The sequence below is a fragment of the Gilliamella sp. B3022 genome (assembly GCF_028751545.1).
Lineage (GTDB): Bacteria > Pseudomonadota > Gammaproteobacteria > Enterobacterales > Orbaceae > Gilliamella.
Map to the genome: position 1 here is coordinate 1,928,637 of NZ_CP071867.1, position 26,316 is coordinate 1,954,952.

26 protein-coding genes are annotated in these 26,316 nt (G+C 34.0%); 16 read left to right on the forward strand and 10 right to left on the reverse strand.

The window, feature by feature from the left end; translation table 11 throughout:
- Positions 1-302: 302 nt before the first annotated feature.
- Positions 303-1,298 (forward strand): glyceraldehyde-3-phosphate dehydrogenase, encoded by a 996-nt coding sequence (gapA, locus tag J4T76_RS08680; RefSeq protein WP_267345624.1) that lies wholly within the window; start codon positions 303-305, stop codon positions 1,296-1,298.
- Positions 1,299-1,444: 146 nt separating this feature from the next.
- Here gapA and cspE read toward each other — a convergent pair whose 3' ends face one another.
- From cspE to yjgA, 3 genes are all read right to left on the reverse strand, one after another.
- A complete protein-coding gene (gene cspE / locus J4T76_RS08685) occupies positions 1,445-1,654 on the reverse strand; it encodes a transcription antiterminator/RNA stability regulator CspE (protein WP_065619463.1) in 210 nt (69 codons plus the stop codon).
- 416 nt (positions 1,655-2,070) lie between these two features.
- Complete coding sequence (ppa, locus tag J4T76_RS08690) at positions 2,071-2,601, reverse strand: inorganic diphosphatase (protein WP_267340497.1); 531 nt, start codon at positions 2,599-2,601, stop codon at positions 2,071-2,073.
- A gap of 65 nt (positions 2,602-2,666) precedes the next feature.
- Complete coding sequence (gene yjgA / locus J4T76_RS08695; RefSeq protein ID WP_267340495.1) at positions 2,667-3,203, reverse strand: ribosome biogenesis factor YjgA; 537 nt, start codon at positions 3,201-3,203, stop codon at positions 2,667-2,669.
- A 77-nt stretch (positions 3,204-3,280) separates the two neighbouring features.
- Between yjgA and pmbA the strand changes: the two genes are divergently transcribed.
- The 14 genes from pmbA (at position 3,281) to uvrD (ending at position 20,065) form a co-directional block, all read left to right on the forward strand.
- The gene (gene pmbA / locus J4T76_RS08700; RefSeq protein ID WP_267355662.1) at positions 3,281-4,633 is read left to right on the forward strand and encodes a metalloprotease PmbA; all 1,353 of its coding nucleotides are present in this window, start codon (positions 3,281-3,283) and stop codon (positions 4,631-4,633) included.
- Positions 4,634-4,639: 6 nt separating this feature from the next.
- The gene (locus J4T76_RS08705; RefSeq protein WP_267340493.1) at positions 4,640-6,388 is read left to right on the forward strand and encodes a SulP family inorganic anion transporter; all 1,749 of its coding nucleotides are present in this window, start codon (positions 4,640-4,642) and stop codon (positions 6,386-6,388) included.
- A gap of 24 nt (positions 6,389-6,412) precedes the next feature.
- A complete protein-coding gene (locus J4T76_RS08710; protein ID WP_267355664.1) occupies positions 6,413-7,627 on the forward strand; it encodes a CinA family nicotinamide mononucleotide deamidase-related protein in 1,215 nt (404 codons plus the stop codon).
- Between the two features lie 137 nt (positions 7,628-7,764).
- Positions 7,765-8,055, forward strand: coding sequence for a DNA-directed RNA polymerase subunit omega (gene rpoZ / locus J4T76_RS08715; protein ID WP_267340491.1), 291 nt, complete (start codon positions 7,765-7,767; stop codon positions 8,053-8,055).
- 19 nt (positions 8,056-8,074) lie between these two features.
- Positions 8,075-10,183, forward strand: coding sequence for a bifunctional GTP diphosphokinase/guanosine-3',5'-bis pyrophosphate 3'-pyrophosphohydrolase (gene spoT / locus J4T76_RS08720; RefSeq protein ID WP_267340490.1), 2,109 nt, complete (start codon positions 8,075-8,077; stop codon positions 10,181-10,183).
- 5 nt (positions 10,184-10,188) lie between these two features.
- A complete protein-coding gene (recG, locus tag J4T76_RS08725; protein WP_267340489.1) occupies positions 10,189-12,279 on the forward strand; it encodes an ATP-dependent DNA helicase RecG in 2,091 nt (696 codons plus the stop codon).
- 499 nt (positions 12,280-12,778) lie between these two features.
- On the forward strand, positions 12,779-12,919 hold the full coding sequence (gene lptM / locus J4T76_RS11900; RefSeq protein WP_416380307.1) for an LPS translocon maturation chaperone LptM: 141 nt from the start codon (positions 12,779-12,781) through the stop codon (positions 12,917-12,919).
- Positions 12,920-12,930: 11 nt separating this feature from the next.
- On the forward strand, positions 12,931-14,181 hold the full coding sequence (lysA, locus tag J4T76_RS08730) for a diaminopimelate decarboxylase (protein WP_267345631.1): 1,251 nt from the start codon (positions 12,931-12,933) through the stop codon (positions 14,179-14,181).
- A gap of 124 nt (positions 14,182-14,305) precedes the next feature.
- Complete coding sequence (gene dapF / locus J4T76_RS08735; RefSeq protein ID WP_267345633.1) at positions 14,306-15,130, forward strand: diaminopimelate epimerase; 825 nt, start codon at positions 14,306-14,308, stop codon at positions 15,128-15,130.
- A gap of 133 nt (positions 15,131-15,263) precedes the next feature.
- Positions 15,264-15,998, forward strand: a complete 735-nt coding sequence (locus J4T76_RS08740) for a DUF484 family protein (protein ID WP_267345634.1) — start codon at positions 15,264-15,266, stop codon at positions 15,996-15,998.
- A gap of 8 nt (positions 15,999-16,006) precedes the next feature.
- On the forward strand, positions 16,007-16,930 hold the full coding sequence (gene xerC, locus J4T76_RS08745) for a tyrosine recombinase XerC (protein WP_267340483.1): 924 nt from the start codon (positions 16,007-16,009) through the stop codon (positions 16,928-16,930).
- Positions 16,930-17,178 carry a hypothetical protein gene (locus J4T76_RS08750; RefSeq protein ID WP_267355666.1) on the forward strand — a complete coding sequence of 83 codons (249 nt, stop codon included), beginning with the start codon at positions 16,930-16,932 and terminating at the stop codon, positions 17,176-17,178. The genes xerC and J4T76_RS08750 overlap by 1 nt, the downstream gene beginning before the upstream one ends.
- Positions 17,106-17,642 (forward strand): HAD-IA family hydrolase, encoded by a 537-nt coding sequence (locus J4T76_RS08755; RefSeq protein ID WP_324123780.1) that lies wholly within the window; start codon positions 17,106-17,108, stop codon positions 17,640-17,642. Before J4T76_RS08750 ends, J4T76_RS08755 begins: the two co-directional genes overlap by 73 nt.
- 179 nt (positions 17,643-17,821) lie before the next feature.
- Positions 17,822-20,065 carry a DNA helicase II gene (uvrD, locus tag J4T76_RS08760; RefSeq protein ID WP_267355668.1) on the forward strand — a complete coding sequence of 748 codons (2,244 nt, stop codon included), beginning with the start codon at positions 17,822-17,824 and terminating at the stop codon, positions 20,063-20,065.
- A 72-nt stretch (positions 20,066-20,137) separates the two neighbouring features.
- Here the strand turns inward: uvrD and cyaY are convergent, their stop codons facing one another.
- The 6 genes from cyaY to J4T76_RS08790 form a co-directional block, all read right to left on the reverse strand.
- On the reverse strand, positions 20,138-20,449 hold the full coding sequence (gene cyaY, locus J4T76_RS08765; protein ID WP_267340479.1) for an iron donor protein CyaY: 312 nt from the start codon (positions 20,447-20,449) through the stop codon (positions 20,138-20,140).
- Between the two features lie 102 nt (positions 20,450-20,551).
- Positions 20,552-21,076: a surface-adhesin E family protein gene (locus J4T76_RS08770; RefSeq protein ID WP_267340477.1), complete on the reverse strand. Its 525-nt coding sequence runs from the start codon at positions 21,074-21,076 to the stop codon at positions 20,552-20,554.
- Positions 21,077-21,874: a hypothetical protein gene (locus J4T76_RS08775; RefSeq protein WP_267340476.1), complete on the reverse strand. Its 798-nt coding sequence runs from the start codon at positions 21,872-21,874 to the stop codon at positions 21,077-21,079.
- Positions 21,875-21,956: 82 nt separating this feature from the next.
- The gene (locus tag J4T76_RS08780; protein WP_274460449.1) at positions 21,957-22,592 is read right to left on the reverse strand and encodes a thiamine diphosphokinase; all 636 of its coding nucleotides are present in this window, start codon (positions 22,590-22,592) and stop codon (positions 21,957-21,959) included.
- Between the two features lie 19 nt (positions 22,593-22,611).
- The gene (gene rimI / locus J4T76_RS08785) at positions 22,612-23,073 is read right to left on the reverse strand and encodes a ribosomal protein S18-alanine N-acetyltransferase (RefSeq protein WP_267340474.1); all 462 of its coding nucleotides are present in this window, start codon (positions 23,071-23,073) and stop codon (positions 22,612-22,614) included.
- Positions 23,042-23,449, reverse strand: a complete 408-nt coding sequence (locus J4T76_RS08790; protein ID WP_267340473.1) for a DNA polymerase III subunit psi — start codon at positions 23,447-23,449, stop codon at positions 23,042-23,044. Before J4T76_RS08790 ends, rimI begins: the two co-directional genes overlap by 32 nt.
- Positions 23,450-23,539: 90 nt before the next feature.
- Here J4T76_RS08790 and rsmC point away from each other — a divergent pair, with 90 nt between their 5' ends.
- Complete coding sequence (gene rsmC / locus J4T76_RS08795; RefSeq protein ID WP_267355670.1) at positions 23,540-24,580, forward strand: 16S rRNA (guanine(1207)-N(2))-methyltransferase RsmC; 1,041 nt, start codon at positions 23,540-23,542, stop codon at positions 24,578-24,580.
- A 66-nt stretch (positions 24,581-24,646) separates the two neighbouring features.
- Here rsmC and hemN read toward each other — a convergent pair whose 3' ends face one another.
- The gene (gene hemN, locus J4T76_RS08800; RefSeq protein ID WP_267345644.1) at positions 24,647-26,017 is read right to left on the reverse strand and encodes an oxygen-independent coproporphyrinogen III oxidase; all 1,371 of its coding nucleotides are present in this window, start codon (positions 26,015-26,017) and stop codon (positions 24,647-24,649) included.
- Positions 26,018-26,316 lie beyond the last annotated feature (299 nt).

Genomic DNA, 26,316 nt, shown 5'->3' on the forward strand with positions numbered 1-26,316 from the left:
TGTAGATTAGTGAAGTGTATAAATTGTGCAATAAAAGTGGGTTATGGCAATTTGATTAAATTAGCAGTCACTATTTTTTGAAATTTAGGGACTATTTTTTACTTATTTATTTTGTCAGGTGAGGTGTTTTGAGTAAGTAAATGATTTTATTGCTAATCGTGTTATTTCAATAATTTTCTGTTAAAACTATTTAATGAATTCGTGTCTAAATTGATCGAATGATCTTGAATAAACCGTTAAAATTTGATAGCTTACAGCAAAGATTTTTTATATTTAAAAACACAAAAAAGAAGGTAATTGTTATGACAATCAAAGTAGGTATTAATGGTTTCGGCCGTATTGGTCGTATTGTTTTCCGTGCTGCTCAAAAACGTTCAGACATCGAAATCGTTGCTATTAATGATTTATTAGATGTTGAATATATGGCTTATATGCTTAAATATGACTCAACTCACGGTCGTTTCGATGGCACTGTTGAAGTTAAAGACGGCAAATTAATCGTTAACGGTAAAACTATCCGCGTTACTGCTGAAAGAGATCCTGCAAACTTAAAATGGAATGAAGTAGGTGTTGATGTTGTTGCTGAAGCAACTGGTCTTTTCTTAGATGATGCAACTGCTCGTAAACACATCGAAGCTGGTGCTAAGAAAGTTGTTTTAACTGGTCCTTCTAAAGATAACACTCCTATGTTCGTAATGGGCGTTAATGACAAAGAATACGCTGGTCAAGATATCGTTTCTAATGCTTCATGTACTACTAACTGTTTAGCGCCTTTAGCTAAAGTGATTAATGATAATTTTGGTATCGTTGAAGGATTAATGACTACTGTTCACGCGACAACAGCTACTCAAAAAACTGTTGATGGTCCATCTCACAAAGATTGGCGTGGTGGTCGTGGTGCTGCTCAAAATATCATCCCATCTTCAACTGGTGCTGCTAAAGCTGTAGGTAAAGTTATCCCTGAATTAAACGGTAAATTAACTGGTATGGCTTTCCGTGTCCCTACTCCAGACGTTTCTGTAGTGGATTTAACTGCGCGTTTAGCTAAACCAGCTAAATACGAAGAGATCTGTAAAGTGATCAAAGAAGCTTCTGAAGGCTCAATGAAAGGTGTTCTTGGTTATACTGAAGATGCAGTTGTTTCAACTGACTTCTTAGGTGAAGTGTGTACTTCTGTATTTGATGCGAAAGCAGGTATTCAAATCAGCGATACTTTCGTGAAACTTGTTTCTTGGTATGACAATGAAGTGGGTTATTCTAACAAAGTATTAGATTTAATCGCTGTAGTTTCTAAATAATAAAAAATAATTTATTTTACTTATTTCAATAAGCGACCTTCGGGTCGCTTTTTTAATTACATGATTGTTATTAAGTTGTTAAAACAATAAAAAGCCCATTTATTTAAAATGGGCTTTGATTTCACACTAATAAAGAAATTAGTTAGTTAAATAACAACAACTTCAGCTGCTGCTGGTCCACGAGGGCTATCTTGGATAGCAAATTCGACTTGTTGACCTTCAGCTAATGTTTTAAATCCGTCGCCGGAAATAGCTGAGAAGTGAACAAATACGTCCTTACTTCCATCGGTAGGGGTTATAAAACCGAAACCTTTACTCTCGTTAAACCATTTTACTTGGCCAGTTTTCTTATTCATTTACTAGACATCCTAACAATAATTAATAATTTGCCTTTAAGGCACGAATAGACCTTCACTTAGTATTATTATTTCAACTCAAAACTAAAAATATGATTAACGTTACATAAAAAAAGTTAATCGTTTTCATAATAAAATACTGCGTTATAAGTCTGCTACTATTACCGCATAAATTATATTCGAAAGCAAGATCTTAATGACAATTTTTTCATCTTATAATGCAGTTTTATATATATTTCTGTTTAAAATATACTTAATTTGATATAAAACAATTAAAAGATGACAAAAAATTAATTTTATTTCGAAAGTCAAAGTTAAGTATAAAAAAAGAGTCACTAAAGATTTTTTAGTGACTCCTTTTTATAACTTTTTGTAATGATTGCTTAATACGAATTTTGTAATTTTTTTGATTAAGCCTATTTTTTATTAGCTCTTTCGAAAGATTCGATAATTTCTTTACGAGCTGCTTCTGCGTTTTCCCATCCCTCTACTTTAACCCATTTCCCTTTTTCGAGTGCTTTGTATTGTTCGAAGAAGTGTTTAATTTGAGATTTTAATAATTCTGGTAAATCCTCAACATCTTTAATATGGTCATATTCTTTTGAAAGTTTAGTATGTGGTACTGCGACTAATTTAGCATCTTCACCCGCTTCGTCTGTCATTTTTAATACACCAACAGGACGGCAGCGAATAACTGAACCTGGTTGTAATGGGTATGGTGTCGGGACTAATACATCAACAGGATCACCATCAAGAGATAATGTGTTATTGATATAGCCATAGTTACACGGGTAAAACATAGCTGTTGCCATAAAACGGTCAACAAATACTGCGCCAGTATCTTTATCTACTTCATATTTGATTGGATCTGCATTGGCAGGAATTTCAATCACAACATAAATATCATCGGGTAATTCTTTACCTGCTGGTACATTCAAAAGTCCCATTTTTGTATCCTCTATCTTAGTTAATAATAGTTTAGTTCATTAGTAATGAGCGTACATTATAAAACTTATTCTGTATCGCTCAATTCTTTTAAATATTGAAAAATTTGTCTTGCTGTTTTTGGTGGTTTATTGGTTTGTAACTCTTTTTTAGCTAAACGAGCCAAAGTACGCAGTTGTTGCCTGTCAGCATTTGGAAATAAACTAATAATGGTTTCAGCATCACCTGTTTCAATAAGATCATCGCGCAATTTTTCCAATTTATGAAATATCGCTATTTGTTGGTTATGGCGATTTTTAAGTTTGTTTAGTGCAAGGGTTATCGGTTCAATATCTCGACTGCGAAGCAGCTTACCAATATATTGAATTTGTCTTCTATAACCTTCTTTTTTGATTTTTTGCGCTAATTCAATAGCGTAAAGTAAATCTTCATCAAGAGGAATTTTTACAATTTCATTTTTACTTAAATTAACTAGTTCAATACCGAGTTTTTTAAGCTCTTCAGCATCTCTTTTAATTTCACTTTTACTGACGTAAATGATCTCATCTTCGATCTCCTCGACAGCTAAGTTTGGCTCTTTGATTGTCTCTTGATTTTGATTCATATGATTTCTTTTGTTAACTAAAATGCAATTCTGGCTTATTATAACGTATCACTAGCAGAATTGTAGAAAATAATGAAATGAGTATAGAACAAATCAAGAAAGAAGCTTTAGTCCAAAAAGAGAATTTATCCGCTATTGTGGCTCATGCTATTGAGCAAGCTAAACCAAGAGTTGATTCAGTTGAAGTTTCAATTAATCAATCTACAGGTATAAGTATAAGTACTCGTATGGGTGAAACTGAAAACGTAGAATTTAATAGTGATGGTGCGTTAGGCATTACGGTTTATCAGAACCAACGTAAGGGTAGTGCCTCGACGAATGATTTATCTCCGCAAGCAATTGCCCAAACCATTGATATGGCCATCAATATTATGCAATATACTTCATCCGATCCTTATTCTGGTTTAGGTGAGGCAGAATTGATGGCATTCGATGCACCTGATTTAGACCTCTTTTATCCTGGTGATTTGAATGTAGATGAAGCTATAGAAAAATCTAAACAAACAGAAGAAGCTGCGTTAGCTTACCCCAAGATTTTAAATAGTGATGGTGGTTATTTTAGTAGCCGTTATGGCATTTATATGTATGGCAATAGTTTAGGTATGTTGAATGGTTATTGCGCAAGTTCTCATTCATTATCATGTTCAGTTATTGCCAAACAAGATGAGCAAATGGAACGCAATTATGCTTTTACTTATTCACGGGACATTAACGATTTAAAATCGCCATTATGGATTGGTCAACAAGCGGCTGAAAAAACTATAGCTCATTTAGGGGCGAAACAAATTGAAACCATGCAAGTACCCGTTCTGTTTTGTGCAGAGGTTGCCGTCGGACTAATTAGACACTTGGTGGGTGCAATAAGTGGTGGAGCAATTTATCGTAAATCTTCGTTTTTATTAGATAGCGTGGGCGAAAGAATATTTCCATCTTGGTTAACTATTTTTGAAAATCCTTTTATATTAAAAGGCATTGGTTCTTCACCATTTGATAGTGAAGGAACAAGAACTGTTAAACGTAATATCATTGAGCATGGCGTTTTGCAAACGTATTTGCTGAGTAATTATTCAGCCAGAAAATTAGGTCTAAAATCAACAGGGCATGCGGGTGGTATACATAATTGGTTAGTCTCATCAAGTCAAACCGATGCAGACTTTAATGGAATGTTAGCAAAATTGGATAAGGGTATTGTGGTGACCTCTTTAATGGGAGATGGTGTTAATAATGTTACGGGGGATTATTCACGAGGAGCAACTGGATTCTGGGTTGAAAATGGTCAAATTCAGTATCCAATCAATGAATTCACCGTTGCAGGTAATCTTAAAGATATGTATCAAAATATTGTGGCGATAGGGAATGATCTTGAAACAAGAAGTAACATTCAATGTGGATCGATTTTAATTGAAAATATAAGCATAGCTGGAAGATAATAAAATATGCAAAAAGTAGAAAACAAAGGGGTATTACAAAAAATAGCATTATGGATGCCTGGATTAGTCAGTTTATTGCATTATAAACGTGAATATTTTAATTCTGATATAAAGGCAGGCTTATCCGTAGCGGCTGTTTCGTTACCTGTATCAATTGCTTACGCTGAATTAACGGGTGTTGGTGCAATAGCCGGCTTATACTCAACCATTTTACCTCTTATTGTTTATGCACTTTTTGGTTCTTCCCGACAACTTATTGTTGGTCCTGATACCGCAACTTGTGCAGTAGTTGCGGCTGTTGTTTTTCCTTTGGCGGCAAATGATCCCATTTTACGCTGGCAATTGGTTGTTTTATTAACCATTATGATTGGTATATGGTGTATCATTGCGGGTAAGTTGCATTTAGGAGCACTGGCTGATTTACTCAGTCAACCGATTTTAATTGGTCTACTCAACGGAATTTCAATTACAATTATCATTGATCAATTGGCTAAAACTTTAGGATTTTCCTATGACTTTTCATACTTAATTGAACGAGTTGTGTATTTACCTTTTAAAATATCACAAATTCATATTTTAACTGCATTGATCTCGTTTTTTACTTTACTCTTATTGATTGTTTTGAGAAGATCAAAACCTCGATATCCAGCCCCGCTTTTAGCTGTAATGATAACGACGTTTTTTTCGTGGTTATTTAATTTTGAATCGTACGATATCCGTATCATTGGCCAAGTTAGTGGCGAATTTATACCTACTGAATCCTGGATTGATTTTGATAAAGGAAAAATGAGAGATTTAGTGGTGCCATCACTGAATATAGCGGTTATCTGTTTTGTCAGTATGATGATTACGGTACGCAGTTTTGCATCCAAAAATAATTATGAAACAAACGCAGATATTGAATTTAAAGCCTTGGGTATGGCAAATATTGTAGCCGGGTTATCACAAGGATTCGTGGTAAGTGGTACTTCATCGCGTACTGCAGTTAATGATGCCAATGGCGGTAAAACTCAGTTGGTTTCAATTATTGCAGCAATATTAATTGGTTTTATAGTTCTGTTTTTTTTAGCGCCGTTGCAATACATTCCAACTTGTGTATTAGGGGTGATTTTAATTTACTCTTCGTTTTCTCTTATTAATTTTCAAACTATATTTCGCTTTTTTAAATTTGATCGCGATGCATTTTATTTAAGTTTAATCACATTTATCTCGGTATTATTGATAGGTATTATCCCAGGTATGGCGCTCGCTGTTTTGTTAGGGCTATTTCTATTTTTACGCCGTGTTTTCAGACCGAAAGATCAACTATTGGGGATCGATGATAGTGGTCGTATTCACTCTTTAGGTAAAGAGGTTAAAAAATTAAAAAATACAATGATTTATCGTTTTAACTCCCCGCTAACTTATTTTAACATTGCATATTTTAAGCGAAAAATTATAAGTTATATTGACGAAGCTGAAGAGCCAATAAACTACGTTATCGTTGATGCTATTCCTTGTTTTACTTATAAAGATGTCAGCGTGTTATTAGGTGTTGAAGAATTAGTTAAATCTTTAAAAGTCCGAAATGTTATATTAATCCTATCAGGTAGACGAAAAACACTCAAAAATTGGTTTAAGCAGATGAATATACAGCTTGATGAAGAGTATATTGAATTTGCTTATGATCTCTATTTTTCAGTAAAGTCAGTGCAAAGTAAAGAACATATGGACAATGATGAAGAAGGTTTGGATAGCAAAAATATTGTTATTTAATCATTATTTGTTTAAGGGGTATTTGTGATTAAAAAAAAGATAAACATCGAAATGCTCAGTACTGGTGATGAGGTGTTACATGGGCAAATAATTGATACTAACGCTGCGTGGTTGTCTCAATTCCTTTTTCAAGAAGGTATCTTAATAACATCCAAACATACAGTTGGTGATGATTTGACTCAGCTAATTAGCACACTTCAACAACATAGTTTAGATAATGATATTATTATTGTGAATGGTGGCTTAGGACCAACAAGTGATGATTTAAGCGCTCAAGCAGCAGCGTTAGCCAATCATGAACCCCTTATATTGCATCAAGAGTGGCTGAGCAAAATTGAACAATTTTTTTTAAGGCATGGTAAAACTATGTCACCAAGTAATATAAAGCAAGCAATGTTACCACAAAGTGCTACTTTAATTGATAATCCGATTGGAACGGCATGTGGCTTTAAAATACAAATCAATCACTGCCTTTTATATTTTACTCCAGGTGTACCTAGCGAATTCAAGGAAATGATTAAAACCTGGATTTTGCCTGAAATTAAATTAAACTTTCCAACATTAGAAAAGAAATTGTGTTATCGACTGATGACAATGGGGCAAACCGAAAGTAATTTAGCGACTCAAATTGATGATAACCTCAATTTACCAACGGATATTGTGATTGGATATCGAGCAACAATGCCAATGATTGAACTGAAATTAACAGGTTCAGAAGAGCAAAAAACTAAGATGGATGCGTTATGGCAAAAAATTAAAGCAATAGTTGCTAACAATTTTTTGTATGAAGGAGTCTTAACGCAACATGGAGATCTAGGCTTAGCGATGTTTGTTTCTAAAATTTTAATCGAAAAAGGGCAAACAATTGCAGTTATTGAACATCAATCCGCAGGGCGCATCGCTCACCAATTATTTGAGTGTGAAGCACCACTGGTTAAGTCGGAAATCGTTCCATTGTTTCCTGAGGCTTTTAAAGACTATTGTTTACATGTATTAACCAGAAATAGAGCTGATATCGTGCTAGGGTTAGTTAATTTTAGAGAAAAAAATACGGAATTCACATTGATAATAGCCACTTCTCAACAATTTTTCCAATTTAATTTGAAATATACTGGTCAAGTACAGAATCGTGAAATCACTCAAAAAATTCTTTGTGCAATTGCTTTAGATGCTTTACGCCGTTATCTTCTAAACATGCCAATTCTTGGAAAGAATGTTTGGTTAGATTTGATTGAATAACTATTGATAGTTTTTTGTAAAAAAATCAGCTAGCTTGAGTTTATAAATAATATTAATATGGACAATTTGCTACAAAATTAAGTACAATAATAGATCTTTCAAATAAAGCAATTTAGTAAAACAAATTAGAGGTAAAAATGGCTCGTGTAACTGTTCAAGATGCAGTAGAAAAAATTGGTAATCGCTTTGATCTCGTTTTAGTTGCAGCAAGACGTGCTCGTCAATTACAAATTGAAAATAAATCGCCATTAATTCCAGAAGAAAACGACAAAGAGACCGTTATTGCGTTACGTGAAATTGAAGATGGTCTTGTTAACAAACAAATTCTTGATACTGCTGATTTTCAGGCTCGTCAAGATGAAGAAGCAGAAGTTCGTTCTGCGCTTCATGAATCGATTCTTCTTGATAATACTCCCTCGTACGAATAAATTCTGCTGAGAATTGCCTATGCAATATTTTGATGGTTTAAAAGAGGTTGTCACATCTTATCTTCCAGCTAAACAAGTTGATATTATTCAAGATGCTTATCTCTTTGCTCAAAAGGCGCATGATGGGCAATTCCGATGTAGCGGTGAACCTTATATTACCCATCCAGTCGCGGTTGCGACAATTTTAGCCGATATGCGACTGGATTATGAAACAATTATCGCTGCACTTTTACATGATACTATCGAAGACACTCCTGTCACCTTTCAAGATATTACGGAAAAATTTGGCAAACACGTTGCTATTTTGGTTGAAGGTGTTTCTAAATTAGATAAATTAAAATTTCGCAATAGGCAAGAAGCACAAGCTGAAAATTTTCGTAAAATGGTTCTCGCCATGACCGAAGATGTGCGCGTTATTTTAATTAAACTTGCTGACCGTACGCATAATATGCGAACTCTTGGATCACTAAGACCTGATAAACGTCGTCGCATAGCAAAAGAGACACTAGAAATTTATGCTCCTTTAGCACATCGTTTGGGTATTCATCATATTAAAACTGAGCTCGAAATATTGGGCTTTACGGCGATGCATCCTAATCGCGCTAAAGTGCTAGAAAAAGTCGTTGATGTTGCTCGCGGTACCAGAAAAGAACTTATTGAGCAAATATTATCAGAAATTAGAGGGCGTTTAGCCGATGCTCATATTGATGCAGTAGTGGAAGGATTAGAAAAAAATATTTATGTAATTTATCAGAAAATGCAAATGCGTGAACAGCATTTTCACTCAATTATGGATATTTATATTTTTCGAGTCGTTGTTAAAGATGTCGATGCCTGCTACCGAGCTCTGGGTTTAGTACATAATTTATATAAACCACGCCTTAATCGATTTAAAGATTATATAGCCATTCCTAAAGCCAATGGTTACCAATCGTTACACTCATCCTTAATTGGTCCATATGGTACGCCAGTAGAAGTGCAAATACGTACTGAAGATATGGATCAAATGGCTGAAATGGGGGTAGCTGCTCATTGGGTATATAATGAAAATGATGAGATTACGCATACCACCACTCAAATTAAGGCTCAACGCTGGATGCAGAGTTTATTAGAGCTGCAACAAAGTGTAGGTAACTCGTTTGAATTTATTGAAAATGTAAAATCGGATCTGTTTCCTAAAGAGATCTATGTTTTTACGCCTAAAGGTCGTATTGTTCAATTACCTGAAGGTGCAACAGCCGTTGATCTTGCTTATGCAGTACATTCTGATATAGGTCATCAGTGTATTGGCGCACTTGTTGATCGCAAACCTTATCCGCTATCCCAACCTCTAAGTAATGGACAAACAGTTGAAATTATTACTTCACCAGAAGCTCGACCTAATGCACGTTGGCTGAGTTTTGTGGTGAGTGCCAAAGCTAGATCGCGTATTCGGCAAGCGTTGAAATCGTTAAAACGTGAAGATGCCATAGCGCTTGGACGACGATTACTTAATTTAGCACTAGTTAACACAGGTGGAATTGAAAATCTTTCTAATGAACAGATTAAAAATATTTTGCAAATTACCAAATTACAATCTTTTGATGATGTGTTGGCTGAAATTGGTTTAGGCAATATTATGAGTCATTTTATCGCCAACGGGTTGAAGCATAATGAATTATTGCAAGATCATTTCGATTCGAATAAAACATTAGTAATAACTGGAAGTGAAGGTGTATTACTAACATTTTCAAAATGTTGTCATCCCATCCCTAATGATCCAATTATTGGTCATGTGAGTCCAGAAAAAGGTTTAACCGTACATCATGAATATTGTCGAAATATAACCGGTTATCAAAATAATCCTGAAAAGTATATTCCTCTTAAATGGGCGACTAATATCGATCAATTTTTTGTTGCTGAAATCTGGGTAGATATTCTAAATAATCAAGGGTCATTAGGGCATATACTTTCGATTATTAATGATGAAAAAGCGCATTTACAGTGGCTAAATACGGAAGAAAAAGATCGACAAATTTATACTATCATCTTACAAATTGAAGTAAAAAATTCTCAACAACTCAATGAGTTAATGCGTAAATTGTCTTTACAACAAGATGTTGTGAGTGTGATTCGTAACATCAATTAATTATCATGTTAAACCGTTTTTTTAATCATATTCCATTAATTAAATTAAGTGGAGTTGGTGATAGTTTAGAAAAAAAATTTCATGCACTTGGAATTGATACCATTCAAGATTTATTATTCCATTTCCCTTTGCGTTATGAAGATCGTACTACATCGTGTGCCATCGGTGATGTGACTGTTGGTAAACATACTACGATCGAAGGTTGCATTATAAAAACTGAAGTGATCTTGAAACGCAAACAAATGTTAGTTTGTCATATTCAGGATGAATCAGGAATAGCAATATTGAGATTTATGAATTTTAATGCTGGAATAAAAGCGAGTTTGATACAAGGTCAATGGGTAAGAGCCTACGGTGAAATAAAAAGCGGAAAAAATTATCCAGAGATTATTCATCCTCAATATAAAGTTAACGCTAACCGTGAGGATATAGCCTTAACTGATGGGAGTCAGGAAAGATATACCCCTATATATTCTACAACATATGGTTTGACTCAAAATGTGATTCGTAAATTGATTCAATCAGCGTTATTACTGTTAAAACGTAATCCTCCAATTGAAATTTTGCCTAATTATTTATCTAATCATTATTTGCCTGCGTTAGATTCATTAACAATCATTCATAATCCGCCAATTGATACCGATATCAATCTATTGGGTACTGGCGAACATCGCGCGATTAAACGATTCATTATTGAAGAGTTACTCGCCTATCACTTAAGCATGTTGCTATTAAAAGTCGATAATCAAAAGCATCAAGCCTATGCTATGCGTATTAATCAAAAGTTTATAACACCTTTTTTAGCTTCATTGCCTTTTAGTCCAACTAATGCCCAGCAACGCGTCGTTAAAGATATTTATACAGATATGGCTAAACCTATTCCAATGATGCGTTTAATTCAAGGGGATGTGGGTTCAGGTAAGACCTTAGTTGCTGCATTGGCGGCATTGAACGCTATAGAAAATCATCAACAAGTTGTCTTAATGGCGCCGACAGAAATATTAGCAGAGCAGCACTATAACAATTTCAAACAATGGTTTGAACCACTTGGTATAAAAGTGGATTGGCTATCTGGACGCTTAACTGCAAAAAATAAAAAGCAGCGTTATGAAAGTGTACAAAATGGTGATATCACTATGTTAATCGGTACACATGCTGTTTTTGTTGATAAGGTGGAATTTGCCTCTCTAGGCTTGGTGATTATAGATGAGCAGCACCGATTTGGTGTTAATCAGCGATTAACATTATGGGAAAAAGGAATAAAAGAAGGTATGCATCCTCATCAACTAATTATGACCGCAACACCCATACCTAGAACACTGGCAATGACAGTATATGCGGATTTAGACGTCTCGGTGATTGATGAGTTACCGCCTGGGCGTACGCCTGTTACGACAGTTGTTATTCCTAATTCTCGCCGAGAAGAGATTATCGAAAGAGTGCATCAAGCTTGTTTAAGTGCTCGACAAGTCTATTGGGTCTGTACGTTAGTTGAAGAGTCAGAAATTCTAGACGCTCAAGCTGCGGAAATGTTAGTTGAAGAATTGGGTGAACGATTACCAAGCTTGTCGATTGCCTTAATACATGGCAAAATGAAATCAGATGACAAACAATTGGTCATGCAAAACTTTAAAGCAGGTAACATTCAACTTCTAGTTGCAACGACGGTAATTGAAGTTGGTGTTGATGTACCCAATGCGAGTTTGATGATTATTGAAAATGCTGAACGACTCGGGTTAGCTCAATTACACCAATTACGTGGACGAGTTGGTCGAGGTAGTGCAGTTTCTTATTGTGTTTTAATGTACCAAGCTCCGCTCAGTAAAGTGGCTCAAGCAAGAATGAAAGTCATGCGTGAAAGCAATGATGGATTTGTAATTGCCCAAAAAGATCTCGAAATTCGTGGCAGTGGTGAAATTTTGGGGACTCGGCAAATGGGTGTGGCAAACTTCAAAATTGTTGATTTAATCCGTGATCAACATCTGATTAGTGAAATACAAAAAATATCTCACTCTTTACAACAAAACTATCCACAAGTTGCTCAGCAATTGATAGCTTGTTGGCTTCCTGACCGTCAAAAATATATTAATGCTTAGAGCTAATCGATTGATTATTTTATAACAGAATAAATTGATTTAAAAAATCACTCTAGTATGGTTGGTCTCTTCCATGAACCATTTTTTATCGATTTCTTTGTAAAAAAGTTTCAGGTTACACCTACGTTTCAGTAAACACGACCAGAACAATAATATGAGGTTATAATAATCTAACACTCAATGCCTACATATATCAGAAAAATCAGACACAGTAATCGCTCTCGTTTCTTGAGAAATAAAAATTGTTTTGTAAAAAAGTTTCAGATTATACCTACGTTTCAGTAAAAATTGACCAGTAAAAGGATAGTTAGTTCATTAAGGAATAAAATGTAATTTATAGAAATAATTGAATATTGCAAGATAACTCAATAAAAGTAAACAAATGAATAATATTAATATCAAAGTTATATATAACGATTTGATTATTTATGCTTTGCACGGATATGGCTATCGTGTAATATAGTCGGCATCCTAAAAATGAAATAATTGTGAATGTTCTATGAAATCATCAATAAAACTACTTTCTATACTTTTAGTTACATTGACATTATTGGGGTGTGGACTGAAAGGACCTCTTTATATTCCTGCTGAGACGTCAACAATATCAATGGATTCGTATTCACTTAACCAAACAGTTTAACGGAATAGATTATGGATTTTCTACATTATAAAAGAGGTCAATTGTTTGCTAATAAAATTGCAATATCTGATTTAGCTGAACAGTACGGTACACCACTCTATGTTTATTCAGCCAATTATATTACTAAACAGTTTCTGGCTTATCAGCAAGCTCTAATGGATACTAACCATTTAATCTGTTATGCAGTTAAAGCTAACAGTAATTTATCAGTATTAAATCAATTGGCAAATTTAGGAGCTGGGTTTGATATTGTGTCTCAAGGTGAATTGGAACGAGTGCTAAAGGCAGGAGCGGATGCGAGCAAAGTTGTCTTTTCTGGTGTAGCAAAATCCATTGTAGAAATTGAGCGCGCACTGACAGTTGGTATCAAATGTTTCAATGTTGAGTCAGAATCAGAGCTTTATCGAATTAATGATGTTGCTAAAAGATTAAATAAAATTGCGACAATTTCGTTAAGAATTAATCCTGATGTTAATGCAAAAACTCACCCTTACATTTCAACAGGATTACGTGAAAATAAATTTGGTATTAGTTATCAATTAGCATTAGATGTATATCGTAAAGCCAAATCATTAGCAAATATCAAAATAGCAGGCATTGACTGTCATATCGGCTCTCAGTTAACGGAATTGTCACCTTTTCTTGATGCTGCCGATCGTATTGTGGCACTAATCGATGAATTAAAAACTAATGACATCAGTATTGATCATATTGATTTAGGAGGCGGTTTGGGAGTTTGTTATAATGATGAACAACCTATATCACCTTCACTGCTTGTTACTGAGTTGAAAAAGAAATTTGCAAAATACGTTAATGTTGAACTTCTATTTGAACCCGGTCGGTGCATTGTTGCTAACGCAGGACTATTAATCACGAAAGTTGAATATACTAAGCATCAAGATGGTAATCATTTTGCAATTGTGGATGCAGGTATGAACGATTTAATTAGACCAGCGCTATATCAAGCTTGGATGCGAGTTTTACCAGAAAAAGAACCGAAACTAACAGATGAAACCTTGATATATAATGTTGTTGGCCCAATTTGTGAATCAAGTGATGTATTGGCATATCAACGTGAGCTTTCGGTTCAACAAGATGATTTATTAGTGGTTTGTAGTGCTGGCGCTTATGGATTTAGTATGGCATCCAACTATAACAGTCACCCAAGACCAGCAGAGGTGATGTTAATTGGCGAGCAGCAACATAAACTCATTCGTCAGCGAGAGTCGTTTGATGATTTATGGCGAGGTGAATTCCTATAATAAATAATATTGCTGATTATGTGAGAACTTAGGCGGGTTTTCATACATCAGACAGTGTGATGTGCTTATCAGATAATATAACGCAATAGACAATTATGTTTTTTTCAATAGAAGGTAGAAATAGATGAACTTTTCAAAAATGCATGGACTCGGAAATGATTTTATGGTCATTGATGCGGTAACCCAAAATGTTCATCTTTCGACTGAAATGATCAAACGTCTTGCTAATAGATATACTGGAGTAGGTTTTGATCAACTTTTGATTGTTGAGCCTCCTTTTGCTCCAGATACCGATTTTCATTATCGAATTTTTAATGCTGATGGTAGTGAAGTTCAGCAGTGTGGAAATGGAGCACGTTGCTTTGCACGTTTTGTTCGTTTGAAAGGTTTGACCAAAAAACGCACATTAAAAGTTAGCACGATGAAAGGGAATATTGTATTGACTGTCAACGACGATGAGACGGTAAGAGTCAATATGGGACAACCTATTTTTGAGCCGAATAAAGTACCTTTTAAAGCAATTAAAGAAGAGAAAACTTACATCATTCGTGCTCAAGAACGCACAATATTATGTGGCGTTGCTTCAATTGGTAATCCACATTGTGTTTTACAAGTAGATAATATTCTTACCGCGGAAGTGGAACAATTAGGTCCATTATTGGAACAGCATGAACGGTTTCCGGAGCGAGCTAATATTGGTTTTATGCATATTATCGATCGCAATAATATAAATTTACGTGTATTTGAACGTGGTGTTGGTGAAACGCAAGCTTGTGGTACTGGAGCATGTGCCGCTGTTGCTGTTGGTATTAATCAAGGATTACTTAACAGCAAAGTCAAAGTAAACCTACCTGGTGGTAAGTTATTAATCGAATGGCAAGGTACAAATAAACCTCTTTATATGACAGGACCTGCTACGCATGTTTATGATGGATTTATTGCGATGTAAATTTTGTTTGACAATAAAGTAGATAAATAACATTTCATTCTTTGTTAATAAATTAGTTAAAAATATATAACTCCATTAATTTTAACTGATTTTTTAGCCTAGTGTGTCTTATCGGTTATAACAGAGATTCAGAATGGTTGCTAAAACATCACAATCTTATAAAGCAAAAAATACAAAACCAACAACTCGTAAAATGAAATTGAATGATGAGATTGTTAGTCAATATTTGCTCGATAATCCAGATTTTTTTATCAGAAACGCAAGTCGTATTGAAAATATGCGTATTCCACATCCAATCAGGGGTGGAATTTCACTACCTGAATGGCAAATGGCAAGACAGCGTAATAAAATTAGTCATCTTAAGGATGAAATAACCTTATTAATGGAATACGCGCGTTCTAATGAATTACTTTTTAATCAGTTTATGGATCTACAATGTCAGATAATTAAAGCCAATGATCTTGATGAACTGGTACAGATATTAAAAAATTGGGCAAAATCGTTGGGTCTTAATGGTGCATACTTATACCTTTTTGATGACAAATGGTTAATCAATGCCCCTTCAAAATATCAACATTTTGCTTTGAATAGTTCAGGTTTTGATTTTATTCGAGTTAGACATCTACAATACAGTAATCAATATCTTGGTATCTTAAATACCACCGAATTAGATTTTTTATTATCTCAACATAATTATGTTGGTTCTGTTGCGTTATCCTTATTAGGACAATTTGGTGATTTGGGGATCTTAATGTTTACCAGCTCCAATCCGAATCATTATCAGGAAAGACAAGGTACTTTATTATTAGAAAAAGTGAGTCAATTATTACCTATATTAATTGGAAAATGGGTTATGCGAAAAAAATAAGGTAAGTTATGGTTCAATCCTCTCAAAATAATCGTTGTTTATTAACTGAACCGGTTGAGCGTTTTTTAAATTATTTAAAATCGGAAAAACAGCTTAGCCTAAATACTCAAGTTAATTATCGACGTCAACTTTTTGCGCTTATAGCCATCGCAGAAGAAGTGGGAATTACTCAATGGCAAGATGTAGACTCATCGGCAGTTAGATTATTAATTAGTCATAGTAAACGAACGGGTTTACAGGCAAGAAGTTTATCATTAAGGCTATCGGCATTGCGCAGTTTTTGTGATTGGTTAATTAAAAATCAAGATATTAATGCCAATCCTGCCCGTGGGGTGTTAAATCCTAAATTGGGGCATCATCTCCCTAAAAATATTGATATTGATGAAATTAATCAATTGCTCGATATTGAATATAATGATCCTCTTTCCGTACGTGACAGAGCTATGCTTGAACTTATGTATGGTTCAGGTTTACGATTGTCTGAATTAGTCAATCTTAATTGCCGTGAATTGAATTTGAATGAGGGTGAAGTTCGCGTAATGGGGAAGGGAAATAAAGAGCGAAAATTGCCATTAGGTTATGAGTCTATTAAATGGATTAATCATTGGTTATCACTGCGTGATTTTTTAGAGCCGCAGGATGATGCGTTATTTATCTCCAAATTAGGTAAACGCATTTCACCCCGTAATGTTGAAAAAAGATTTGCACAGTGGGGCGTTAGACGCGGATTGTCTGTTCATGTCCATCCGCATAAATTACGACATTCGTTTGCCACACACATGTTAGAATCAAGTGGAGATTTGCGAGCCGTACAAGAGTTGTTAGGTCATGCAGATTTATCAACCACTCAAGTTTATACTCATTTAGATTTTTCACATCTGTCTGAAGTTTATGATTCAGCCCATCCAAGAGCGAGAAGAGGAAACAAGTAATGCACATTTATCGTTCAATAAACAAAATTAAGGCAATCACTTTCGATCTTGATGATACGTTGTACGACAACAGTGACATTGTAGAAAAATCCGAAGAGGAAATTGTTAAATATTTGCAGCGTTATGAAGGGTTACATCATTTAACTGTATCCGAACTGCATTTAGAAAAAAAACGGTGCAGGCTGCGCAACGAGAGATTTATCACGATGTTGTGGCCTGGCGAATGGAAACTATTAAATCATTGTTAAATAAAGCAAAGATTTCTCCAGAAAATATGGTAAACATTATTAACGAAACAATGGATATGTTTAATTTTTGGCGTCATAAAATGCATGTTTCACCGTCCACTCACACCTTATTAACGAAATTAGCAACCATAGTCCCTTTAGCGGTGATTACTAATGGTAATGTTGATATTGATAAAATTGGATTAAGAGATTATTTTCAATTTTCATTACGTGGGGGAGCCGATGGGCGCTCAAAGCCTTTTCCAGAAATTTTTGAATTAGCAGTTAACAAATTAGCCGTACCGGCAGGTAATATATTACATGTCGGTGATAATTTGATAACGGATGTCAATGGTGCGATTAATAATGGTTTGTTAGCGTGTTGGATAAACATTATGAATCAGGACATTTTTCATCTTGCTGATGCTCGATGTTTACCCCATATTGAGATTAGTCAATTGCTTGAATTAGAGAATCTGTTATAATTTTGTAAATATCTGTATAAATAGACAGTGAAGCTAAGAGTGATTTACATTTAACTCAAAGCCTATCTTATTTGCTTACAGTCAATTAACTATATTTAGAAACACAATGAACATATTTGTAATGCTTATGAAATTGAAACCAATTTGTATTTGTTCTAACCAAGATAGGTTTAAATATAATGGATATTAAAAAATCATTATTAAAAGACCTCAATAATGAACAACAAAACGCCGTGACTACCGATAACCAATACACTGTTGTACTTGCAGGCGCCGGAAGTGGTAAAACGCGTGTTTTAGTTCACCGAATTGCATGGCTTTGTATGGAAAAACATTACCCTTCCCAATCCATTTTTGCCGTTACTTTCACAAATAAAGCTGCTGTTGAAATGCAAGAGCGTATCCAAGCATTAGTTGGTGACGGTTATTTTAGTGGGATGTGGATTGGTACCTTTCATGGATTAACTCATCGTTTACTACGGATGTTTTCACAGCAAGCCAAATTGCCTTCTAATTTTCAGCTTATTGACTCGGAAGATCAGATTCGTCTTATTAAGCGAATTTTTCGAGAACTTAAAGTAGATGAAAAACAATGGTCAGCAAAAGAATGTGCAGCTTTTATTTCTAATCAAAAAGAGATGGGATTACGAGCTCATGATTTCACACCAGAAGATCCTAAACAAGCGATGTGGCAAACCATCTATCGTGATTATCAAGCAATTTGCGACAGAGTTGGATACGTTGATTTTTCAGAATTAATTTTAAGAGTTTATGAACTTCTCAATCAAAATCATGATGTACTAAATTATTGCCATCAACGTTTTTCTAATATTTTAATTGATGAGTTTCAAGACACGAACTTAATTCAATATCGATTAGTAAAAAAATTGGCAGGTGATACGGCTAACGTTATGATTGTTGGTGATGATGACCAATCAATCTACAGCTGGCGTGGTGCTAATGCCGACAATCTACAATTGTTTATCAATGATTATCCGGACACTGAAATCATTCGTCTTGAACAAAATTATCGTTCAACCAGTAATATTTTAGATGCGGCTAACATTTTAATTGCCAAAAATCAAAAACGCTTAGGGAAAAATCTTTGGACAGATAGTGGTGAAGGTGAAAAGATTTCACTTTATGTTGGTTTTAATGATATTGATGAAGCAAGATTTGTAATTGGTCAAATAAAAAAGCGTCATGAAGAAGGCGATAAATTTTCAAGTTGTGCCATTTTATATCGTAATAATGTTCAATCGCGTATTTTTGAAGATACCCTGTTACAAGCAGGATTGCCGTACCAAATTTATGGTTCAATACGCTTTTATGAGCGGCAAGAAGTTAAATTAGCACTGGCGTATTTGCGTTTACTGCACGATCACAACAATGATATGGCTTTTGAAGCGACAGTTAATACTCCAACTCGCGGTATTGGTAATGTTACTCTTGATAAAGTCAGACTTACGGCTAAACAACATAATCTTTCATTATGGGAGGCGTGTTTATTATTAATTCAAACAAATGCATTAACTGAAAGACAGCGCTCTGGACTAAGTCGTTTTCTACAATTGATGGACTCAATTCATGAAGAAGTAGGACAGTTGCCATTTTATCAACAGCTTGACGTTATAATTAAATTATCTGGTGTTCAGCAAATGTATGAGCAAGAACCAGGAATTAAAGGGCAATCACGATTAGAAAATCTTGAAGAACTGGTTTCGGCTGCCGAACAATTTTTTCATAACAATGAAAATACAGTCATTGAGGATAGTACCACAGGTAAAACACTGACAGTACTTGAGTCGTTTTTAGCGTTTACCTCATTAGAAAGTCGAGATGTCGTTAAAGCTCAAGATTCCATTCAATTAATGACTCTGCATTCAGCTAAAGGATTAGAGTTTGATAATGTATTTATTGTTGGATTAGAGGAGGGTATCTTTCCTGCTCAACGTTCAGTTAAAGATAATGATAGTATGGAAGAAGAGCGACGTTTAGCCTATGTTGGAATCACTCGGGCTCGAAAACATTTGACATTAACTTTATGTGAATTAAGACGACTTTATGGTCGGGATGAACGTAATTTACCTTCTCGTTTTTTAGCAGAATTACCTGTTGAAAGGTTAAACGAGGTAAGTTATCGAGGTATTATCCCCTCATCTGAGTTTAAATCAAATGATTTAACTAAAAGAGATCTTAGTAAAAATGAGCAATTGATTATCGATCGTAAAAAATCCTATCTTGAAAAACAACGTGAAAGTGATGGTTATGTTTTAGGTCGAAAAGTTAAACATCATCGTTTTGGAGAAGGGACTATTATCAATCTTGATGGCGAAGGAGATCATAAACGAGTTCAAATTGCCTTTGTAGACGAGGGAGTTAAATGGCTGGTAATTAAATTAGCCAATCTTACCTTACTTTAATACTTATAAATTGAAAAATAGTAAAGGCAAAACTCAATTTGCCTTATCTAACCGATTTTTAGAGCTCTACCGTTATATTGTTGCTTGATCAGTGACAGATTGCGAGAAGATTTTATTAAATGACTGATTTGTACGAGTACAAACCCATTCATTATCGACATAAACAAAGTGATAACCTTGTTTTGCTGTTGCTAGCCAAACTTGAAATAGGGGTTCTTGAGTATTGACGATAATTTTACTGAAATTAGGAAATGTGATAGTAATGACATTACCATTAATTTCATAATCAATGTCAATGTCTTGTTCTTCGGAAAAGTGATCTAAAAATGATTCGACCTTATTAAACAGTTGATCGGTAATCGTGTGAAATTCAGTGATGTTCATAGAAAGTTAATCAATATTGAGGTAGTTAAGTGATATTAGCATAATCAAAAACTATCTGCCACTAGAAGTGGCAGATAGATATCAACAAAAAATCAGTAATATTTAATGAGCAATAGATAAAGAACAAGAAACGATCAACAAACGACGCTGTTCATTATTGTCTATTGCATTTGCCCATCGGTTAGGTGTGTCATTGGTACTCACTAAACGACCATCACCAAAATAATTTTCAAATAACTGAATATTCCCTTTAGCGATTTCTTTTTTATCACAGTTAGCGAAATGTTGAATCACAATTGATCGGTAAGTTATTTTTTCACCTTCACTGTTTTCTTGTACTAATGGGGGTATAAAATTAACAACCTCATTAAATACTCGTATTTTTTTATTATAAGGGTGTAGAACAATGGAACTCCTATCAATAAATGAGTAACCTATTGATTTATCTTCATTAAATTTGCTCATTGGAATAAATTGTTCACCAATGCGCGAATCTTTTAAATTTTCACTTGTTTCATGGGAACTACTTGTATCACTTTCATTATTACTGGTTGTTGCAGGAGTATTAAAATCATTACATAAAGCTGAAAAAGAAAAGAGAATAAATAACAAGTATATTTTTTTCATTTAGATTTTATCCCCATTTTTTGAATTATATTTAGTTGATTTTTGATTAATATCTTTTTCTTGTTGGGATTTCAGGTTTTCTTGATTCTCTTTTTGTTTTATTTGATTGTTATCTTCAATTCTTTTTTTACGTTTTATTTCATATTCCTTATCGATAGGTTTCATATCAGGGCGTACTGAATAGAGAATCTTTTTATCAATATCTCCTTGTATTGAGCAAATCACACGGCTTTGATTATCTTCTATTGGTTCTAAATATAAGGATTTTTCAACAGTGCCAGATCTTGGAATCACCATGTCAATTGAATACGGATTGTCTTGCCAAGTTTTATTTTTACTTTTTTTATCGTAAATTTTAGGATTAGCAAAGTGAATTTTTTCGTTAAAATCTAACCAGTTAATATTATTAAGTGCCTGTTTAACGTATTGAGGTTTATTATCAAAAATAAACCCCCAATAATAAAATTGACCAGATACTGATGTTGGAATAAAGATATTTTGATAACCTAAAATTTTTAATCCTCTGTATTCAATTGGCTTTTTAAATACCACTCTATTTTTTTTATCGTGTTCAATCGAATCGGACACAATATAAGCAAAATTATCAACAAAGGCTAAATCTGTGTACTGACTGAAAGAATCTTTATTCGTTTTTAACTGTTTAAAAAATTGATTATCACACTGAAAAAAAGAATCAATAACTTTGCTTGTTTCATTTACATTAGTTTGGTTTTGTGCATAAACCATAAAAGAAATTATTGAAGCACAAATAAGCACAAATAGTTTTTTTGTGAACATAAAGTAGGCCCTTTTTAAATAATTCTTCTGCTAATGTGTGTATAGTTGTGTATATTATTGTAAAGTAATGTAAATGTTATTGTCAATCTTGTGTAGCTTTATTTTCTATAAAAACAAGCAACTCACCGTTTTTAAAGGATATTTTTACTGAATCCGTGATGACTTTATTTCTTAAACTTGTTAATCCTCTTAACGTTAATGTTGCATTACTTAATGGATATTTAACACCTGTAATGGTGACATTTGTAACTTTAGACAAAGGAATAAAAGAAATGATATGATTTTTTATATTACAAAGAGTTTGCTGCTTTTTGGAAAAAAAGAACTGGCAATAATTATCATAGAACGTAAAATTCAATCGATCATAGTAACGTATAACAACCGATAAATTTCCTAAGAAATGATCACTAGCATAACCTGATGCGCCATAAATATCAAATTTTTTCACACCTTTACTTGCTAAAAATAAGATGGCTTTTTCAAAATCCGTTTTATTTTGATCGGGAGTATGAATAATTTCAGTTCCACTTGGTAGAGTACCGCTATGATCAAAACTATCTAAATCACCAATAATATAATTAGGAATTATTGGTGAATTGCAAAGATAGTTATGATAAGCCCCATCTGTTGCGGCAATAAAAGCATAGTTTTCTAAATTGTTGGGATAATGTTTAGTCGGCTCACCATTTACAAAAAGTAAGGCTCTATTGCTTTGCATTGTCATATACTTTACAGTTTTATAAAGTTAAGGTATAGGCCATTATAATGGCATCTTCCTGTTTTCCATCAATAGTTGGATAATAATTTTTTCTGATGGTTATTTGGTTAAAACCTAGTGAATGATAAAGGCGAATGGCTGCATCATTGGATTTTCTCACTTCTAACCACAAGGAAGCAATAGGTTTGTCAAAATTGATCGTCATTAATTTTTCAATCAAATGATTTAAAAGCTCTTTCGCTAGCCCTTGTTGCCTAAATTGAGGGTGAATGGCAATGTTAAATAAATTAGCTTCATCGGCAACCAGCTGGCAGATGCAAAATCCGATTATTTTATTATCTATGGTTAATTTCAAATTTAAATAATGCTCACCTTGATTGGAAAAGAACGTTGGTTTAGACCAAGGGATCCTATGACAAAGCTGCTCTAGAGCAAAAGCCTCGGTTAAATCATTGTGAGTGAGGGTGGAAATAGTTTTCATATTGGCATAATTGTCGCCAAAGTTGGCGCTTTTGTTGTGGTGCATTAGCTAGAACATCTAAACTGGAAGTTTGGATGGTTAATTGATTTTGCCACATTTCATCAGGTATGATATCAATAAACCAAACAACCGTTTTTATATCGCTAGCTGGAACAATGAATTGTGATGGAGTAAGTATTAAGACTTGATTTTCTTTAAGTCGAATAGCATTAAGGATATCTGTATATATTTTTTGTGTTGGTTTTTGTTCAGCAACAACAATCAAACGAATCTCATCACTAATATGGATTGTCATTTCACCTTTGAATACTGTTGAATTACGCAAAATGTATTGAGTAATATTGCATTGTTGCAAATACCAATCTTGTTCAGTCATTATTGAATTACTGTTTTTTTATTAGAGAATAATAAGGGTTAATTGTATAATTAACAGATAAAATTATAAAGGTTTTTTCATCGAGGTACTATGTCAACATCCGTTTTTACTCCAGCAAGTCAGGTAATTGAACGTCATCAAACATTTTTTCATGATAAAAATGTGATTATTGCAGGTGATATTCAAGATAGTTATCCAGCAATAATGGTCGCAAATCAAGTTAAAATTCATTGCACTCAATTTCATACTTATTTACGTCTAAAAAATAGTGTGCGTGGTGCTCAAACCATTTTTTCGTTGCTGCCGGATACGGAGTTTTATGTTGGAATGAATACACTAATTTATTACTGGCCAAAAACGAAAAGTGAAGCACAATTCCAGCTTTCTTATTTACTTAATAATATGCCCAAAGGAAGCGATATCTTTATTGTTGGCGAAAATCGTACAGGAGTAAAAAGTGTTGAAGCTTTATTACAAGATTTCGGTTCCATCCAAAAAATGGATAGTGCAAGACGTTGTGGATTGTATCATTTTCAAGTCGATAGTCGCTTAGCATTTGAACTCAATGAATGGTGGTTGAGCTACCATATTACTATTGAAAATCAAAATATTGAAATTAAAAGTTTACCAGGCGTATTTAGTCAAAAAGGGTTAGATGCAGGTTCCGAATTATTATTGAATGCAGTCATTGACCATGCTGAAATCATTAAAGGCAATGTGTTAGATGTTGGGTGTGGTTCGGGCATATTATCTACGATATTAGGTAAGCTATACCCAGATATTGAGCTCACTTTGTCAGATGTGAGTAGCGCAGCAATGGAGTCAAGTAAAATCACACTAAATTGCAATAATGTCAAAGGGACTGTTGTTGCAAGTGATGTATTTTCCAATTTAAATGATAAATATCATCTTATTATTTCTAATCCTCCTTTTCACGATGGTAAAGAGACAAGTTACACAGCAGTCAATGCATTAATTAAAGAAGCCAAAAAATACTTAAAATTAAATGGTTTTTTGTGCATCGTGGCCAATTCATTTTTGCCTTATCAATCGATTTTAGATGAAACATTCAAAAATGTGGAAGTCATTGCACAAACCACTAAATTCAAAGTCTATTTAGCCAGTCATTAAGTATCTAACCGCATTAATTAAATTGATTAAATAAGTTACGGTGGTAGCCGTAACTTTCTTAATTTATTAAATTACTCGTGAAAACTGCTGTTGTCTTGCCATTTTACGCATATAAATATCAAAACACATGCAGATATTGCGGATCAATAAATGACCTTTTGGAGCGACTTGAATTGTATCGCTATGTATGGTGATCAGTCCATCTTTCTGTAATGGTTGTAAAAGTGCCAAATCTTCGGCAAAATAGTCATCAAAATCGATATCGTATTGCTGTTCAATCACTTTCTTATCAAGATAAAAATGACAAATCAGTTGCTTTATTACATCACGACGAATAAGGTCATCACGATCTAACGTAAAACCTTTCCATAGACCATTACCGATTTTCTCGACTTGTTGCTGATAGATTTTAAGATCTTTTTGATTTTGCGCATAACTATCACCTAACATGCTAATTGCAGAGACGCCTAACCCTAGCAAATCTGCATCCCCTTGCGTTGTATAACCTTGAAAGTTTCGATGTAATTTATTGTGCTGTTGAGCAAGGGCGAGTTCATCGGTTGGTTTAGCAAAGTGGTCCATGCCAATATATTGATAACCTGATTGGGTTAATTTTTCTATACTTGTTTGTAAAATCAGTAATTTTTCCGAAGCACTGGGTAAATCGTTATCTTTGATTTTGCGCTGAGCTGCAAAGCGACTCGGTAAATGCGCATAATTGAACACACTTAAACGATCCGGAGAAATATCAATCACTTTATTGAGGGTTTCGGTAAAACTGGCAACGGTCTGTTTAGGTAAACCATAAATTAAATCGAGACTAATGGAGTCGAAATGATTTTTTCGAGCTTGATCGATCAATGAACGAATCAAATGTTCGTCTTGTTCTCGATTAATCAGATTTTGGATCTCGTGGTTAAAATCCTGAATTCCCATACTTAAGCGGTTAAAGCCAACTTGGGCTAAATGATCGATAGTTTGTGACGTAATTTCACGAGGATCAATTTCAATTGACATTTCAGCATTGTCAGCAAATTGAAAATGGGATTTTAGCGAGCTGATTAATCGGCTAATTTCTTGATCTGTTAAAAAGGTAGGTGTTCCTCCTCCCCAATGCATTTGTGTAACAATTCTGTTTTGGAAAAGTTTGGCTCGTTTTGCTATTTCAATTTCTAAAATATCCAGGTATTTGGTGACTTTCTGGGTTTGACGCGTAATAAGTTTATTACAACCACAAAAATAGCAAAGTTTATGACAAAACGGAATGTGTACATATAAAGATAAAGGTTGGGTAGGGTAACGAGACGTCGCGTTCAAAAAATCCTGTTCATTATAATTTTCATTAAATTCAAGGGCAGTAGGATATGAAGTATATCTTGGACCAGAATAGTTATATTTTTTAATTAAAGCCTGATCCCATAATTGTTTTTCAGTCATACTTCTGTTTCCGTTTAAGTCTGTGTTTAGCATTATTATATCCATGACTTAGTAAAGTTGGTTTTTGCTTAGTTACACTTTTTGCTCTGTTTCTTGTTTTCAGCTTGATCTGATTTGTTTTACGCAAATACAATAATGTGCAAATAAATAATCCAAAATATAAATTTAACATTATCAATAATGGCATTATTATCTGCTCGCTATGTGTTATAAATTACAGTTCGAATAAGACATCTGTTATTATAGCATTCAGTCAGGGATATTTTTTATAACTCTTTCCCTGACCTTACTTCAAAAAT

Bases quoted from the DNA above. Each gene is read 5' to 3' on its own strand.
- spoT (WP_267340490.1), top strand. From the start codon at position 8,075: ATGCAATATTTTGATGGTTTAAAAGAGGTTGTCACATCTTATCTTCCA.
- uvrD (WP_267355668.1), top strand. From the start codon at position 17,822: ATGGATATTAAAAAATCATTATTAAAAGACCTCAATAATGAACAACAA.
- J4T76_RS08790 (WP_267340473.1), bottom strand. From the start codon at position 23,449: ATGACTGAACAAGATTGGTATTTGCAACAATGCAATATTACTCAATAC.
- J4T76_RS08770 (WP_267340477.1), bottom strand. From the start codon at position 21,076: ATGAAAAAAATATACTTGTTATTTATTCTCTTTTCTTTTTCAGCTTTA.
- rpoZ (WP_267340491.1), top strand. From the start codon at position 7,765: ATGGCTCGTGTAACTGTTCAAGATGCAGTAGAAAAAATTGGTAATCGC.
- ppa (WP_267340497.1), bottom strand. From the start codon at position 2,601: ATGGGACTTTTGAATGTACCAGCAGGTAAAGAATTACCCGATGATATT.
- cspE (WP_065619463.1), bottom strand. From the start codon at position 1,654: ATGAATAAGAAAACTGGCCAAGTAAAATGGTTTAACGAGAGTAAAGGT.
- gapA (WP_267345624.1), top strand. From the start codon at position 303: ATGACAATCAAAGTAGGTATTAATGGTTTCGGCCGTATTGGTCGTATT.
- J4T76_RS08705 (WP_267340493.1), top strand. From the start codon at position 4,640: ATGCAAAAAGTAGAAAACAAAGGGGTATTACAAAAAATAGCATTATGG.
- J4T76_RS08750 (WP_267355666.1), top strand. From the start codon at position 16,930: ATGCACATTTATCGTTCAATAAACAAAATTAAGGCAATCACTTTCGAT.
- cyaY (WP_267340479.1), bottom strand. From the start codon at position 20,449: ATGAACATCACTGAATTTCACACGATTACCGATCAACTGTTTAATAAG.
- lysA (WP_267345631.1), top strand. From the start codon at position 12,931: ATGGATTTTCTACATTATAAAAGAGGTCAATTGTTTGCTAATAAAATT.
- recG (WP_267340489.1), top strand. From the start codon at position 10,189: ATGTTAAACCGTTTTTTTAATCATATTCCATTAATTAAATTAAGTGGA.
- J4T76_RS08775 (WP_267340476.1), bottom strand. From the start codon at position 21,874: ATGTTCACAAAAAAACTATTTGTGCTTATTTGTGCTTCAATAATTTCT.
- rsmC (WP_267355670.1), top strand. From the start codon at position 23,540: ATGTCAACATCCGTTTTTACTCCAGCAAGTCAGGTAATTGAACGTCAT.
- pmbA (WP_267355662.1), top strand. From the start codon at position 3,281: ATGAGTATAGAACAAATCAAGAAAGAAGCTTTAGTCCAAAAAGAGAAT.
- J4T76_RS08780 (WP_274460449.1), bottom strand. From the start codon at position 22,592: ATGCAAAGCAATAGAGCCTTACTTTTTGTAAATGGTGAGCCGACTAAA.
- J4T76_RS08740 (WP_267345634.1), top strand. From the start codon at position 15,264: ATGGTTGCTAAAACATCACAATCTTATAAAGCAAAAAATACAAAACCA.
- lptM (WP_416380307.1), top strand. From the start codon at position 12,779: ATGAAATCATCAATAAAACTACTTTCTATACTTTTAGTTACATTGACA.
- yjgA (WP_267340495.1), bottom strand. From the start codon at position 3,203: ATGAATCAAAATCAAGAGACAATCAAAGAGCCAAACTTAGCTGTCGAG.
- hemN (WP_267345644.1), bottom strand. From the start codon at position 26,017: ATGACTGAAAAACAATTATGGGATCAGGCTTTAATTAAAAAATATAAC.
- dapF (WP_267345633.1), top strand. From the start codon at position 14,306: ATGAACTTTTCAAAAATGCATGGACTCGGAAATGATTTTATGGTCATT.
- rimI (WP_267340474.1), bottom strand. From the start codon at position 23,073: ATGAAAACTATTTCCACCCTCACTCACAATGATTTAACCGAGGCTTTT.
- xerC (WP_267340483.1), top strand. From the start codon at position 16,007: ATGGTTCAATCCTCTCAAAATAATCGTTGTTTATTAACTGAACCGGTT.